Annotated in this window: 14 protein-coding genes; 13 read left to right on the forward strand and 1 reads right to left on the reverse strand. The window is 57.6% G+C overall.

All coding sequences use genetic code 11. The features are described 5' to 3' along the window. The 9 genes from bamA to GOX45_RS05845 all read left to right on the forward strand — a co-directional run bounded on the left by bamA (nucleotide 1) and on the right by GOX45_RS05845 (nucleotide 7,968). Nucleotides 1–2,361, forward strand: coding sequence for an outer membrane protein assembly factor BamA (gene bamA / locus GOX45_RS05805; RefSeq protein WP_171098886.1), 2,361 nt, complete (start codon nucleotides 1–3; stop codon nucleotides 2,359–2,361). A gap of 103 nt (nucleotides 2,362–2,464) precedes the next feature. Continuing rightward, nucleotides 2,465–2,947 (forward strand): OmpH family outer membrane protein, encoded by a 483-nt coding sequence (locus tag GOX45_RS05810; protein ID WP_371808957.1) that lies wholly within the window; start codon nucleotides 2,465–2,467, stop codon nucleotides 2,945–2,947. Nucleotides 2,948–3,021: 74 nt separating this feature from the next. Beyond that, the gene (gene fabZ, locus GOX45_RS05815) at nucleotides 3,022–3,495 is read left to right on the forward strand and encodes a 3-hydroxyacyl-ACP dehydratase FabZ (protein WP_171098890.1); all 474 of its coding nucleotides are present in this window, start codon (nucleotides 3,022–3,024) and stop codon (nucleotides 3,493–3,495) included. Continuing rightward, nucleotides 3,492–4,277: an acyl-ACP--UDP-N-acetylglucosamine O-acyltransferase gene (gene lpxA, locus GOX45_RS05820; RefSeq protein WP_171098892.1), complete on the forward strand. Its 786-nt coding sequence runs from the start codon at nucleotides 3,492–3,494 to the stop codon at nucleotides 4,275–4,277. The genes fabZ and lpxA overlap by 4 nt, the downstream gene beginning before the upstream one ends. A gap of 3 nt (nucleotides 4,278–4,280) precedes the next feature. Beyond that, nucleotides 4,281–5,075 (forward strand): LpxI family protein, encoded by a 795-nt coding sequence (locus GOX45_RS05825; RefSeq protein WP_171098893.1) that lies wholly within the window; start codon nucleotides 4,281–4,283, stop codon nucleotides 5,073–5,075. Next, nucleotides 5,075–6,241, forward strand: a complete 1,167-nt coding sequence (lpxB, locus tag GOX45_RS05830) for a lipid-A-disaccharide synthase (protein ID WP_171098895.1) — start codon at nucleotides 5,075–5,077, stop codon at nucleotides 6,239–6,241. The genes GOX45_RS05825 and lpxB overlap by 1 nt, the downstream gene beginning before the upstream one ends. Continuing rightward, nucleotides 6,234–6,809 carry a cadmium resistance transporter gene (locus tag GOX45_RS05835; RefSeq protein ID WP_171098897.1) on the forward strand — a complete coding sequence of 192 codons (576 nt, stop codon included), beginning with the start codon at nucleotides 6,234–6,236 and terminating at the stop codon, nucleotides 6,807–6,809. The genes lpxB and GOX45_RS05835 overlap by 8 nt, the downstream gene beginning before the upstream one ends. Before the next feature lie 84 nt (nucleotides 6,810–6,893). Next, nucleotides 6,894–7,442: a carboxymuconolactone decarboxylase family protein gene (locus GOX45_RS05840; protein ID WP_171098899.1), complete on the forward strand. Its 549-nt coding sequence runs from the start codon at nucleotides 6,894–6,896 to the stop codon at nucleotides 7,440–7,442. 61 nt (nucleotides 7,443–7,503) lie between these two features. After that, nucleotides 7,504–7,968 (forward strand): hypothetical protein, encoded by a 465-nt coding sequence (locus tag GOX45_RS05845; protein WP_171098901.1) that lies wholly within the window; start codon nucleotides 7,504–7,506, stop codon nucleotides 7,966–7,968. Nucleotides 7,969–8,042: 74 nt separating this feature from the next. Here the strand turns inward: GOX45_RS05845 and mnmA are convergent, their stop codons facing one another. Further along, nucleotides 8,043–9,188, reverse strand: coding sequence for a tRNA 2-thiouridine(34) synthase MnmA (mnmA, locus tag GOX45_RS05850; RefSeq protein WP_171098903.1), 1,146 nt, complete (start codon nucleotides 9,186–9,188; stop codon nucleotides 8,043–8,045). A gap of 130 nt (nucleotides 9,189–9,318) precedes the next feature. Here mnmA and GOX45_RS05855 point away from each other — a divergent pair, with 130 nt between their 5' ends. The 4 genes from GOX45_RS05855 (at nucleotide 9,319) to recG (ending at nucleotide 14,874) form a co-directional block, all read left to right on the forward strand. After that, nucleotides 9,319–9,597 carry a DUF1153 domain-containing protein gene (locus GOX45_RS05855; protein ID WP_171099273.1) on the forward strand — a complete coding sequence of 93 codons (279 nt, stop codon included), beginning with the start codon at nucleotides 9,319–9,321 and terminating at the stop codon, nucleotides 9,595–9,597. Between the two features lie 98 nt (nucleotides 9,598–9,695). After that, nucleotides 9,696–10,412, forward strand: coding sequence for a response regulator transcription factor CtrA (ctrA, locus tag GOX45_RS05860; protein ID WP_171098906.1), 717 nt, complete (start codon nucleotides 9,696–9,698; stop codon nucleotides 10,410–10,412). Nucleotides 10,413–10,534: 122 nt separating this feature from the next. Continuing rightward, nucleotides 10,535–12,787, forward strand: coding sequence for an NAD-dependent DNA ligase LigA (gene ligA / locus GOX45_RS05865; protein WP_171098908.1), 2,253 nt, complete (start codon nucleotides 10,535–10,537; stop codon nucleotides 12,785–12,787). After that, a complete protein-coding gene (gene recG / locus GOX45_RS05870; protein WP_171098910.1) occupies nucleotides 12,784–14,874 on the forward strand; it encodes an ATP-dependent DNA helicase RecG in 2,091 nt (696 codons plus the stop codon). The genes ligA and recG overlap by 4 nt, the downstream gene beginning before the upstream one ends. The last annotated feature ends 83 nt before the right edge of the window (nucleotides 14,875–14,957 follow it).

Genomic DNA, 14,957 nt, shown 5'->3' on the forward strand with positions numbered 1-14,957 from the left:
ATGGCGGACAGCAGAGGTACGGGCACATCCTGCGGCTCGGTACAGGCACCAATCAATATATTGTGGCGCGCACTAGTATTCATTTTTGCCTTTACTGTCGTCGGGTTAACGGCAACACCACAGGTCGCGCAGGCGCAGACTTACACGATCAACAGCTTCGAAGTTGAAGGCAATCGGCGGATCGAAACGTCGACGATCATCGAACGAACAGGCATCGAACCGGGCCAAACGGTATCCGCAGGTCAGTTGAATGATGCTTTCCAGCGTTTGCTTGACAGTGGCGTTTTTGAAACAGTTGAACTGACACCGCGCGGCACGACTCTTGTGATTGAGGTGCAGGAATACCCGACAATCAACCAAATCAGCATCGAAGGGAATCGCCGGGTAAAGGATGAGGTGCTGCTTGACGTCATTTCGTCTGAGACGCGACGGGTGTTTACGCCCCAAGTGGCCGAAGCGGATGCCGATCTGATCGCCGAGGTTTACTCGGCCCAGGGACGCGTTTCGGCGACCGTCATCCCGCGTATCATTCGTCGCAATGACAATCGGGTCGATCTGGTTTTCGAAGTGGCCGAAGGCACTACGATCGAGGTTGAACGCGTAAGTTTCGTAGGGAACCGCGCGTTCTCGGACCGACGTTTGCGCCGTGTTCTAGAAACCAAGCAAGCAACGTTTTTGCGGACCTTCATCCGAAGCGATACCTTCATCGGCGACCGGATCGAGTTCGATAAGCAGGTAATTCGGGATTTCTATCTTTCGCGCGGCTACGTCGACTTTCGGGTTAACAGCACGAATGTCGAGTTCACCCGCGAGCGGGATGCGTTTTTCCTGGTCATGAACATCACCGAAGGTCAGAAGTTCTCATTTGGCAACATCACAACGGTCAGTGAAATTCCGGGTGTCGATCCAGCGATCTATCAGGAAGCCTTGAAGATCAAACCTGGCGTTACCTACACGCCCTCGCTGGTCGAACAGTCGATCGCGAGACAAGAGCGCTTGGGCTTGAAGGAAGGTGTCGATTTTCTTCGGGTAGAGCCTCGCGTCACACGAAATGACCGTGATCTATCATTGGATATTCAGTTTGTTCTGACCAAAGGGCCTCGCATCTTTGTCGAAAGGATCGACATCGAAGGAAATACGACAACACTCGACCGTGTTATCCGACGCCAGTTCGACACTGTCGAAGGAGACCCCTTTAACCCGCGCGAAATCCGTCAGGCCGCTGAACGTATTCGGGCACTTGGCTTCTTTTCCGAGGCCGATGTCGAAACACGAGAAGGTTCGAGCCCAAGCCAGGTGATCGTCGATGTGGATGTCGCCGAACAACCGACCGGTTCGCTGAGCCTCGGTGGTAGTTTCTCGGTTTCCGACGGGTTCGGCATCGCGGTTGGTTTGAACGAATCGAACTTTTTGGGACGTGGTCAGAATTTGGGCCTGACAATCTCGACGGCTCAGGAGTCAGAACAGTACACCTTGAACTTTACCGAGCCCTATCTATTGGGTCGCCAATTGCGGTTCGACCTGGGTCTGGGTTTCGCTGCCACGGATTCAAGCTTTGCATCGTACAATACTGAGCGGTTGTTCTTCCAACCGCAGTTGACCTATTCGATTGGTGAACTCTCGGCACTGCGTCTTCGCTATGGTTGGGAAGACAGTGAAATGACCCAGCAAAGCGGCCAGACAAGCGGTGCGGTTATTTCGTCTGAAATCGCCCAAGGCAGCCGGACTTCAAGTTCGATTGGTCTGTCTTATATCTACGACAGCCGGCTTGGTGGTTTGAACCCCAATGCAGGCGTGCTGTTGGAAGCAAACCTGGACTACGCTGGGCTGGGTGGTGACAACAAATATATCCAAACCACAGCGCGCGCGATCGCGCAGCAGCGTGTCTTGAATGAAGAAGTAGTTCTGAGAGCTACACTTGAGCTTGGCGCGCTTAACTGGAGAGGTTCCGATTTTAGTCGAACACTGGATCGCTTCTTGCTTGGAAGCGGGACCTTCCGTGGCTTCGAGCCCTCGGGTATTGGTCCGCGCGACCTTTCGAACGGTGAAGACGACGCTATCGGTGGCAACTATTACTGGGTCGCCCGGTTTGAGACCGATTTTCCACTGGGGCTGCCCGAGGAACTTGGTTTGAGGGGCGGTGTTTTCTATGACGTCGGCAACCTCTACAACATCAACAACGTTGACACGACGGGTGCCAATATCGTTGGTGCAGATGGTTCGATCCGTCACGTATTGGGCGTGTCGGTCCTGTGGACAACACCCTTTGGCCCGCTGCGTTTCAACTTCTCAAAAGCTCTTAAGAAAGAAAGCTTTGACAAAGAGCAAAGCTTTGACCTGACCATTCAGGCAAATTTCTGAGCCAATGAAGCCCTCATTTGTCAAAAGGTTTACGCGGGGCCCGATCTGGGCCCTGTGTGTTTTTGTCTGCATCGGTGCATCGGCGGCGGCACAGCAATTGGGCGTGCCGCAATCGGGTGTTCTTACAATTTCAAGCGAGCGGTTGTTTTCTGAATCGCAATTTGGCCAACGTATCTTCCGAGAAATCGAAGAGGAAAGTGCCGAACTTGCGGAAGAAAATGAGAAGATCGTCGCTGAATTGAGCCAAGAAGAGCAAGACCTGACCGAACAGCGCGCGACTCTGCCGCCAGAGGAGTTCACGCCGCTTGCAGATGCGTTCGACCTTAAAGTTCAATCGCATCGTGAAAGCCAACGTGCAAAGCTGGACGATTTGGCACGCCGCAGCGAAGTCGCGCGAGCTGCGTTTTTTGAGTTGGCGCAACCTCATTTGATCGACCTTCTGCGCGAATCCGGGGCCTCGATGATCATCGAAAGGTCCAGTGTCTTTCTGAGCGCCGATCGTACGGACATTACCGATTTTGCAATTTCTCGCATAGATGCAGCTATTGGGGATGGACAAGGTCTCGATAACCTCTCTGGCGACTAGCGTGGCTTGCCCTGACGTGACGGTATTGCTAACCACACGTTCAAGATAACACCAAAAAACGGGACACCAGAACCATGAGCACGGAAACCAAGAGTGCCGACATTCAGCTGATCCAGCGCATTCTGCCGCATCGCTATCCGTTTCTTTTGGTCGACAAGGTGGTCGAAATTGACGGGTATCAATCGGCTATTGGCGTCAAGAACGTCACGATGAACGAGCCTCATTTCCAGGGCCATTTCCCGGGCACGCCGATCATGCCGGGCGTTACTATAGTCGAGGCGATGGCACAGACCGCAGGCGTCATGCTGGGCGTCGGTATGGATGTGATCGACAGCGAGTTGCTGATCTATTTCATGAATATCGACAAGTGCAAATTCCGCCGCAAAGTGGTGCCCGGTGACGTCTTGAAGATGCATGTCGAAACCGTACGCGGTAAAAAGGGCGGTAAAATCTTCAAGTTCAGCGGCCGTGCAACCGTTGATGACGAAGTGGCCGCCGAGGCCGAGTTTTCGGCCTATGTTGATTGGGACATGGAAAAAACAGCATGAGCGGTATCCATCCCAGCGCCATCATCGAAGAGGGCGCAAAACTCGGGCAGGATTGTACGGTTGGACCGTTCTGTTACGTCGGAGCAAATGTCCGTCTCGGAGACCGGGTCGAGCTGAAATCACATGTCGTGGTGACCGGTGAGACCTCGGTTGGGGATGACACCGTCATCTTCAACTTTTCGGTAATCGGTGAAATTCCGCAGGATCTGAAATTCGGTGGCGAAAATACGCGGCTTGAGATCGGCCAACGGAACCGCATTCGTGAGCATGTCACGATCAATACCGGCACCGAAGGCGGTGGCGGCGTGACACGCATCGGTGATGATTGTCTGTTAATGGCAGGCGTCCATGTGGCGCATGACGTTCAGATGGGTGATCGCGTGATCATGGTCAACCATGCAGGCGCAGCCGGGCATTGCATCATAGAAGATGATGTCATTGTGGGTGGCATCTCGGGCTTGCATCAATGGGTGCGAGTCGGGCAGGGGGCGATTATTGGCGCGCTTACCATGGTGGCCAAGGATGTCATTCCCTACGGTCTGGTCCAGGCACCGCGTGGTGAGTTGGACGGGCTGAACCTTGTGGGGCTCAAGCGTCGCGGTGTGGCGCGTGAAGATATCGCAGCCTTGCGGGCAGCGTTCCGCGAGTTGTCCGAAGGTGACGGCCCCTTCATGGACCGTGCGCATCGCCTGGGGGAAGACGTCCAAAGCGACTATGTCCGCCGGATCGTGGATTTTGTCACCAGCGACACCGACCGGTCCTTCCTGACCCCAAGGAAATAACCGATGCTGGCTTTGATTGCGGGAACAGGCGCATTGCCGGACGAATTGGTCGCCCGGTTGCCCCAGCGCCCTTTGATCTGCGCCTTGGAAGGGTTCGTGCCCGATAGGCTGACCCCGGACATGGTCTTCCCGCTGGAACAGCTGGGCACGTTTCTGGCCGAGTTGCAGACACGCGGCGTAACCGAAATCTGCATGGTTGGCGCTGTGAAACGCCCGAAGGTAGACCCGGCCCGTATCGACGCGGCGACAATGCCTTTGGTTCCGCAATTGCAGCAAGCGATGATCGCCGGCGACGATGCGGCTTTGCGCGCCGTGATATCAATCTTCGAGGGTGCAGGGCTGAGCGTGCGCGCCGCGCATGACCTTGTCCCGGATCTGTTGCCTCCGCTGGGCTGTTTGACCGAGGCGCAACCTGCTGAAGGAGATCTGGCAGATGCAGACCGTGCCGTGGGCGTGGTTCGCAGCATGGGGGCTGCGGATATCGGGCAGGCCTGTGTCGTTCTGAAGGGGCAAGTGCTCGCGGTCGAGGGCATCTTTGGCACCGCCTGGATGCTACAATCGCTGACCCAGCGCCCGGATGCGGGCGGCGGGATTCTGTTCAAAGGCCCAAAACCCGACCAGGATCGGCGGGTGGACCTGCCCACCATCGGCCCCGACACCGTTGCCGAGGCCGTTGCGGCAGGGCTGACAGGGATCGTCATCGAAAAGGGCGGTGTGATCCTGTTGCAGCGCGACACGGTGATTGCCGAATGCAACCGGCTTGGCCTCTTCCTGACCGTGCGCGAGCGGGCTGTCTGATGCGCGTCTTTCTGGTGGCCGGAGAACCGTCTGGCGACCGGCTGGGTGGCGCGTTGATGGCGGGATTGAAGACCCTTGTCCCTGACGTCGAATTTCACGGTGTTGGCGGCCCGTTGATGCAAGCAGAAGGGCTGACCAGCCAGTTTCCCATGTCTGAACTCAGCGTCATGGGGCTGGTGGAAGTTCTGCCGAAGTTTTTTCACCTCAAACGACGGATCGCCGAGACGGCCGAGGCGGTGCTTGCGGTGCAACCTGATGTGTTGATCACCATCGACAGCCCCGATTTTTCGCTGCGCGTGGCCAAGATCGTCAAAGCCTCTAGCGCGATACGAACCGTGCACTACGTGGCCCCCAGCGTCTGGGCCTGGCGACCAGGACGAGCGGACAAGATGGCCAAGGTGATCGACCACGTGCTTGCTCTGCTGCCCTTCGAGCCGCCCTATATGGAGCGGGCAAGGATGGAGTGCGACTTTGTCGGTCATCCCGTGGCCAGTGAACCGATTGCAACGCAAGCCGAAATCGCAGGCTTTCGCGAAACCCATGATCTGGGCGATGCACCTATCCTGCTGGCCTTGCCGGGCTCGCGCCGGGGTGAGATCGAGCGGCTGGCCGACAGCTTTGGCGGCGCGCTGGAGCTGTTTATCGCAAAGCACCCCGCGTTTCGTGTTGTCGTGCCCACGGTTGGGGCAACGACCGATCTCATCAATTCGCTTGTTCCCAACTGGCAGGGCAAACCGGTTGTTTTGGACCCGCGCGACAGCGACACCGCGCAAGCCGGTGCCCAGAAACGCGCGGCCTTTGCAGCGGCGGACCTTGCGCTTGCCGCGTCGGGTACCGTCTCGCTGGAGCTGGCAGCGCAGAACACGCCGATGGTCATTGCCTATAAGCTCAACTGGCTGACCCAGCAATTGGCCGAGCGTATGGTCAAGCTGGACACTGTGACGCTGGTCAATCTGGTAACCGATACGCGCGCTGTACCAGAGTGTCTGCTGGATGACTGCACGCCCGAAAACATCGCCGCAGCCTTGAATGAGGTATGCGAAAACCCGGGCGCACAGCAGGACGCAATGGCGTTGACCATGGAAAGGCTGGGCCGTGGTGGTGAAGCGCCAGGCCTGCGTGCGGCACGTGCTGTTCTGGACCGACTGCCCACGGCCCATGCTTGAACTTACACTCTTTGCCCTGTCTGCCTGCATTGCACTGGTGACCACCAACCTGGACAACCTCGCTGTTCTGCTGGGCCTCTTTCTGGTCGTTGACAGGCGCCGCGCGATAGCAGGCTTCGCGCTGGCTCAGACCATAATGCTGAGCCTGTCGATGATCGTGGCCGTTGGACTGAACAACAACGGCATTCCGTTCTGGATCGGCTATCTGGGCCTTGTCCCGCTTGTGCTGGGCCTGCGTGGCATCTGGCATCAGGCCAGCGGCGCCGAGGTCGAAGAGATGGGGGCCAAAAGCGCGGTCACCTCGATCGTCACACTGTTCCTCAGCCTGTCGATTGACAGCTTTGCCGTGATGACACCGCTTCTGGCCGACTCAACCCCCGGCTTTCGCTGGGCGGCCCTGATTGGCGCCAGCATTGCGGCCGCTGGGCTGGTTCTTCTGGCCAGTTGGGGCGCGCCGCATGCCCAGAACCTAGCGCCACGCTTTGCCCGCATGGATCGCATCGCGCCCTATGTCATGGTTTGCGTGGGGCTCTATATCCTGATCAATTCGCCGACGGATGGGCTTTGACCCCTTGGTCCGGCCCTTGTGAACATGCAGTCGCTAGGGCAGGGTCGAAAAGCTGCGCACAGACGTTCGCCAAGGAGAGACCTCATGACCCGCATTCCCGCCCTGCGCGATGACGAGATGACCCAGACGGCGCGCGAAGCCCATCAGACGCTGGAGGCTTATGGGCCGTTCGACAATTGGTCCCGTGTGGCGGCCCATTGCCCGCCGGTGCTGGACCACGTGGCCGGTATGCTGTCCGAACTGCGCGTACAGGCCAATTTGCCCCGCCGCGCATTGGAGCTGGCCATGGTCACGGTGTCCAAGCTGAACGCTTGTGACTATTGCATCTCGCATCACGCAGCCTGGGCCACCGTCGAGGGGCTGAGCGCCGAAGGGGTGGCAAAACTGCCCGAGGTAGACGGCCACCCGGAACTGGACGAGTGCGACAAGGCGGTTGTGCTTTATGCTCAGGCGGTCACGTTGCGCTCAGGCCAGATGCGCGACGCCGAGGTCTCAGACCTGCGGCAGTGGTTCACCGACGCACAAATCGTCGAACTCACTTGGCGCATCGCCCTGACCAGCGCTTTTAACCGCTTCAATGATGCGTTACAGATTGAACTTGAAGCGGAGGTTGAGCCTGTTTCTGGAGGATAGGCTAAATGTCGTTAGCCTAGCCAAATTGACGTTAATCTCAGATTTTTGAGCAGCTTCTTCTATGATCACTTCAGAATTCAAACTGTTCGCGGACTTTTTTCAGTTTCTTGTCCAAGATGAATGGTCGGCGGGCGTAGACGGTGATCTATGGACCGAAGACGCAATGAGAGCGAGATTAGCGCGTGGAGTAGATGCTTTTGCTGTACGCACAGCTCGAAATATGCACGTCCCAGTCGAAGTTCTCGTGAACAACAAACCACCTAAATTGGACCTTTCATCTTGGGATCATGTTGTTGAGTTGTCCATTGACCTGCCTTCGGGCCGATTGGTTGTCGCTGGATGCTCCGACTATCTACCGGAGGCGGAGCGGCTGGTCTTAGACAAAGGACACTACCAAGCCCGCGTGCTCTATTCGAACCTGGACAGTGTTTATTCGGATGGTTTGGATGGTGATGATCGTTATCGCGTTGAGCTTTGGAAAGGAGATGCTAAACCGCTGAAAGTTCTTAAAGAGTTTGTGGTTTAGTTCGCTAAGAACAATGCTGAAACAAGATCGCCATTGGATCTTGGCGTCCAGCTTGTCGCAAACCCATCGCAACCCTAATACCCCCGCCAGATCCAGCCACCGCCATAGATGCGGCTGCCCTCTGAGGCGTAGAACACACAGGCCTGACCGGGTGAGATGCCTTCTTCGGGGGTCAGCAGCTCCACCTCGGCGGTGGTGTCGGACAGGGGGCGGATGATCGCTTCGCGTGGGGGGCGGGTGGAGCGGACTTTGACCGACAGGTGCCATTCTTTGCGCGCGGTAAAGGGCTCATCGCCCAGCCAGTTGATCTCACGCACTGGCACGATGCGCGTGGCCAACATCTCTTTGGGGCCGACGACGACCTGTTTCTTGTCCACGTCCAGCTTGACCACATAAAGCGGCTCGCTCAGCCCACCGATGCCAAGGCCGCGGCGCTGACCGATGGTATAATGGATCACGCCCTCATGCTGCGCCAGAACACGTCCATCGGCATGGACGATCTCACCCGGTTCCACCGCACCGGGGCGCAGCTTTTCGATCACGCTGGCATAATTGCCGTTGGGCACAAAACAGATGTCCTGACTGTCGGGCTTGTCGGCCACTGCCAGCCCGTATTGCGCGGCCATCTCTCGCGTTGCGTCTTTCGAGGGCAGGTGGCCCAGCGGAAAGCGCAGAAACTCAAGCTGCTCGGGCGTGGTCGAGAACAAGAAATAGGATTGATCGCGGCTTGCATCCTCGGCGCTGTGCAATTCCGGGCCGTTTGCACCCATCTTGCGCTGAATGTAATGACCCGTCGCCATGCAGTCAGCCTCAAGATCCTTGGCGGTTTCCAGCAGATCCTTGAACTTCACCCGCTCATTACAGCGAATGCAGGGCACAGGGGTTGCGCCCGCCAGATAGCTGTCGGCAAATTCATCAATCACGGCGTCCTTGAAAATGTTCTCATAGTCCAGAACATAGTGGGGAAAGCCGCGCTCTTCGGCCACGCGCCGCGCGTCATGGATATCGATCCCGGCACAGCAGGCGCCTTTCTTGGCCAAAGCGGCGCCATGATCATAAAGCTGCAGGGTTACGCCGACCACGTCATAGCCTTGTTCGGCCAGATGTGCGGCAACCACGGAACTGTCCACACCACCAGACATGGCCACCACCACCCGCGTTTCCGAGGGCGGTTTGGCAAAGCCAAGCGAGTTCAGGGGTGTCTCGGTATCGAGGGCCATCAGGGTATCCGTTCCGGGTTAAAGAAGACCGGCAGAATATAGGAAAATTCTACACACTCTCAAGGGGCGGTTTCACTCGGCTTTAAGTAGACTGGTGTCAGCTTTGTCGCAGCAAGAAAAGGTCAATGAGATGTATTTGCACAAAGTGGAAGGTCCACGATCCGTCACCTTGCCCGATGGCAGCATTCTGACACGCGCTGATCTGCCCCCAGCCGATACCCGTCGCTGGGTCGCGTCACGCAAGATTCTGGTCGTTCGTGGCGTGGTTTACGGGCTGATCACCCAGTCCGAGGCGCAAAAGCGTTATGCCATCAGTGAGGAAGAGTTCAACAACTGGGTGTCACTGGTTGCCGAACACGGTGAGGCCGGTCTGAAAGTCACTGCGCTAAAAAAATATCGACAACTTTAAGATGAATGTGAATAAATGGATAAACGGTAACTTCAGATTAACCATTTTTCTACAGGCTCGATTCAGTTGAAGAATTTGACCTAAATTGGAGCAGTTAAATGCGCATACTTCTTGTCGAGGATGATCCGACAACGTCCAAAAGCATCGAGTTGATGCTGACCCATGCCAACCTGAACGTGTATGCGACAGATCTTGGCGAAGAAGGGATCGACCTGGCGAAACTGTATGACTACGATCTGATCCTGCTTGATTTGAATTTGCCGGAAATGAACGGGCACGAAGTTTTGCGCCAGTTGCGCATCTCGCGCGTTGAAACGCCAATCCTGATCCTGTCGGGTGCGGACGACACTGAAAGCAAGATCAAAGGCTTTGGCTTTGGCGCCGATGACTACCTGACCAAACCGTTCCATCGCGAAGAGCTGGTGGCCCGTATTCACGCCATCATCCGCCGGTCAAAAGGTCATTCTCAATCAATCATTCACACCGGGCAGGTGGCCGTGAACCTGGATGCGAAAACGGTTGAGGTCGAAGGCAAAACGGTTCACCTGACCGGCAAAGAATACCAGATGCTGGAACTGCTCAGCCTGCGCAAGGGCACGACCCTGACGAAAGAGATGTTCCTCAATCACCTTTATGGCGGCATGGATGAGCCGGAATTGAAAATCATCGACGTGTTCATCTGCAAATTGCGCAAGAAACTCAGCAATGCCACCGGCGGTGACAACTATATCGAAACGGTATGGGGGCGTGGCTATGTGTTGCGTGATCCGCAAAGCAACGGTCTGGATGAAACCCGCATGGCCGTCGGCGCCTGATACGACAGAATTGTCGTTATTGGTCCGGGACGACATACTCACTCACGGCTCAGCACAGCACTGGACCTGGCCATGGCCTCGCCCTATCACTGGGGACAAAGAAGATGTGATAGAGCGAGGCCATGAGCGAAACCGTTGCGGTAGAAAACCTGACCGAAGCGCAGGCAAAGGACGAACTGGCCCGCTTGGCTTCGGTGTTGCAGCGCGCAAACCGAAAGTATCACGGCGAAGACGCGCCCGAGATCACTGACGCAGAGTATGACGCGCTGAAACAGCGCAATGCCCAGATCGAAGCACAATTTCCCGACCTGAAACGCCCCGACAGCCCCTCGGACCAAGTGGGTGCCAAACCCTCGGACGGGTTTGCCAAGGTCACCCATGCGATCCGGATGATGTCGTTGGGTAATGCGTTTGACGATGAAGAGGTGGGCGACTTTGATCGCTCTATCCGCAAGTATCTGGGATTGTCGGCAGTCGCTCCACTGGCTTATACAGCGGAACCGAAGATCGACGGGCTGTCTCTGTCTTTGCGCTATGAGAACGGCAATCTGGTTCAGGCCGCCACGCGCGGTGATGGCGAAACCGGCGAGAATGTGACCGAGAATGCGCGGACGGTGTCCGATATTCCGCATCACATCGAAGACGCGCCGGAAATCCTTGAAGTTCGCGGCGAAGTCTACATGTCACACGCCGATTTTGAGGCGCTGAATGCACGGCAGGCCGAGACGGGTGGCAAGAGCTTTGCCAATCCGCGCAATGCGGCTGCCGGATCTCTGCGGCAGCTGGACTCCCAAATCACCCGTGAACGACCGCTTCGATTTTTTGCTTATGCCTGGGGTGCGTTGTCCGAGCCGCTGGCGGAAACACAGCACGAAGCAATCCAGCGCCTGAAAGGTTTTGGATTTCAGGTGAATGCTCTGACGCAACTGTGCCAAACCACGCAGGAAATGCTGGATCACTACCGCGCGATTGAGGCGCAGCGCGCGACGCTTGGCTATGACATCGACGGGGTCGTCTATAAGGTCGACGACCTGGCCTTGCAGACGCGTTTGGGCTTTCGCTCAACCACGCCTCGTTGGGCAATAGCGCACAAATTCCCAGCTGAACTGGCCTGGACGCGCCTTGAAGCCATCGACATTCAAGTGGGACGCACCGGCGCGTTGAGCCCGGTGGCGCGATTACACCCCGTGACCGTGGGCGGTGTGGTCGTGTCAAACGCGACGCTGCACAATGAAGATTATATCGCGGGCAAGGACGCCAAGGGCGGCACCATTCGCGGTGGCAAAGACATACGCGTCGGTGATTGGGTGCAGGTCTATCGCGCCGGCGACGTGATCCCGAAAGTCGCGGATGTGGACCTGTCAAAACGCCCCTCCGATGCTGCTCCTTACGTGTTTCCAACGCAGTGCCCGGAATGTCAAAGTGCAGCGATCCGGGAAGAAGGCGACGCCGTGCGCCGCTGTACCGGTGGGTTGATCTGTCCGGCGCAGGCTGTTGAAAAACTGAAACATTTTGTGTCGCGCAAGGCGTTCGATATCGAAGGGCTGGGCGCAAAACAGATCGAGATGTTTCATGGCGACGCAACGCTGCCGATCAATACGCCTGCGGATATCTTCACGCTGGAAGAACGCGACAAAACCAGCCTTGCCAGCCTCAAAAACCGCGAAGGTTGGGGAGAAACCTCGGCCAGAAATCTGTTCGCCGCAATAACTGAAAAACGCCAAATCGCCTTTGCGCGGCTGCTTTTTGCCCTCGGTATTCGCCATGTGGGAGAGGTGGGCGCGCGCGATCTGGCGCTGTATTACCGCGATTGGGACGCCATGGCCCAAGCGCTGGATACGGCGCGCCCAGCCGCCCTTGCGCAGCGGCAGGCGGATGAGGCCGAAGAAGCCGAGCGCTTTACTGCTGCCTCAGAAGGCCGCCGCGCCCGCGTGAAAGAGGTGCGCGATGCGGCCATTGCGGCAGCAGATGTGCCGGATGAGGCCAGCCGGGCCTGGGCGGATCTGATCGGTATCGATGGGATCGGTGCGACTTTGGGCCTGTCGCTGTCGGACGCGTTCGCCAATGCAGATGAACGTCGGGCCTTTGACGCGTTGCGCAGCCACCTGACGATCATACCTCCCGACGCGCCGGCCTCGGACAGCCCGGTGGCAGGAAAAACCGTGGTCTTTACCGGCACGCTTGAGAAGATGACCCGGGCCGAGGCCAAAGCCCGCGCCGAAGCGCTTGGGGCCAAGGTGTCGGGCTCGGTCAGCCAAAAGACCGACCTTCTGGTGGCCGGACCGGGCGCGGGTTCAAAGGCTAAGAAGGCAGCAGATTTGGGGATCGAAACGCTGGATGAGGACGGTTGGCTGCAACTGATCGGCGATGCATGAGCGGCCGTCCTGAGCAATTATTCCCGCTTTTTGCGAGCCTTGAAACGCTGGACGGCGTGGGGCCTAAGACCGCTCAGAACATGGCGCAATTGGGTATAGAGACGCCGCGTGACGTTTTGTTTTCATTGCCTTATGCGGTGATCGACCGACGCAGGCGCGACACGATCCAAGGTGCGGATTTGCCCAGCACCCTGACGGTTGAAGTGACAATCGGAACCCATCGACCACCGCGCAATCGCGGAGGGGCTTACCGAATCCATGTCGAAGACAGTCAAGCCGATTTTCAACTAGTCTTCTTCCATGCGCGTGGTGTCTATCTGAAGAAAATCCTGCCGGAAGGATCCCGGAGGGTGGTGTCGGGCAAGCTGGAGCTGTTCGACGGGATGGCACAAATGGTGCATCCAGATCATATGGTTGCACCGGAAGAAGCCGAAGAGCTACCTGAGTTTGAGCCGGTCTATCACCTGACCCAAGGCGTGACACAGAAAACGGTCTATAAGGCCGCGCAATCCGCATTGGCCCGCATGCCAGAGACGCAGGAATGGGCCGATCCCGAACAGGTCAAACAGAAAGACTGGCCAGGTTGGGCCGATGCCATGCAGGCGGCCCATCATCCCAAGGGCGCGGATGACGTCTCACCCTTTGCCCCGGCGCGAGAACGTTTGGCCTATGACGAGTTGCTGGCGCATCAGCTCACCTTGGCGCTGGCGCGTCAGCGGGAACGTAAATCGCGTGGTGTGGTCAGCGTGGGCACTGGCCGGTTGCAGTCGCGGGTCTTGGGCAATTTGCCTTATCGACCCACCGGGGCTCAGGCCCGGGCCATCGAAGAAATTGCCGCTGATATGGCGTCCGAGGCGCGCATGAACCGGTTGTTGCAGGGGGATGTCGGCGCGGGCAAAACCCTTGTGGCATTCATGGCGTTGTTGGTCGCGGTCGAGGCAGGCGGGCAGGGTGTGATGATGGCGCCGACGGAAATTCTGGCGCGCCAGCATTTGGAAGGCCTGCGCCCGCTGGCCGAGGATGCGGGCGTGGTGCTTGAGATCCTGACAGGTCGCGACAAAGGCAGCGATCGCAAGGCCAAACTTGCAGCTTTGGCGCGCGGGGACATTCAGATTCTGGTCGGTACCCATGCGGTGTTCCAAAGCGATGTCGCGTTCCATGATTTGCGGCTGGCCATTGTCGACGAACAGCATCGGTTTGGCGTGCGTCAAAGGATGGAACTGTCGGAAAAGGGGCAGGGCGCCGATGTACTGGTTATGACGGCCACGCCGATCCCGCGCAGCCTGGCTTTGGCGCAGTATGGGGATATGGACGTCTCGGTGCTGGACGAAAAGCCACCGGGTCGCAAACCGATCAAAACCGCGGTCATCAGCACGCAGCGGATGGATGAGGTTGTGGCGCACCTGCGAGGTGCCATTGAGGCGGGCAAGCAATGTTACTGGGTGTGTCCGCTGGTGGACGAATCCGAGGTTTCGGACCTGACTGCTGCCGAGGAACGGTTCAAACGGTTGCGCGCTATTCTGTGTGACGGGGTTGTGGGGTTGGTCCACGGGCAGATGCCACCGGCCGAGAAAGACGCGGCCATGGCGTCCTTTCAGAACGGTCAGACCAAGGTTCTGGTGGCCACCACGGTGATCGAAGTTGGTGTGAATGTGCCAAACGCTACGATCATGGTGATCGAACGGGCCGAGATCTTTGGTCTGGCGCAATTGCACCAGCTGCGCGGGCGCGTGGGACGGGGCGAGGATGCGTCGACCTGTTTGCTGATGTATCAGCCGCCGCTCAGCGAAGGGGGCCGCAAACGGCTTGAGGTGTTACGCGAAACCGAAGACGGGTTTCGCATTGCCGAAACTGACCTTCAGATGCGCGGCGCAGGTGATTTGATCGGAACGGCGCAATCGGGCCTGCCCAAATTCCGCATCGCCGATCTGGAACGTCAGGCCGGGTTGATGGCCGTTGCCCAATCGGATGCCCGTGCTTTGCTGTCTGGCGATCCCAAACTCACCTCTACCCGAGGGCAGGCGGCGCGTGTTCTTTTGTGGTTGATGAAACAGGATCAGGCGATCCGTTTGATTTCAGTGGGTTAGCCGAGAAATCCCATAAAGTTCGCAAATGTTCTTTAAAAGTTCTTTACTCGCCCCTCGAAATATGAGAACAAAAGGTCAACAAA

The organism is Ruegeria sp. HKCCD7255 (genome assembly GCF_013031565.1).
In the GTDB taxonomy this organism is placed as follows: domain Bacteria; phylum Pseudomonadota; class Alphaproteobacteria; order Rhodobacterales; family Rhodobacteraceae; genus Ruegeria.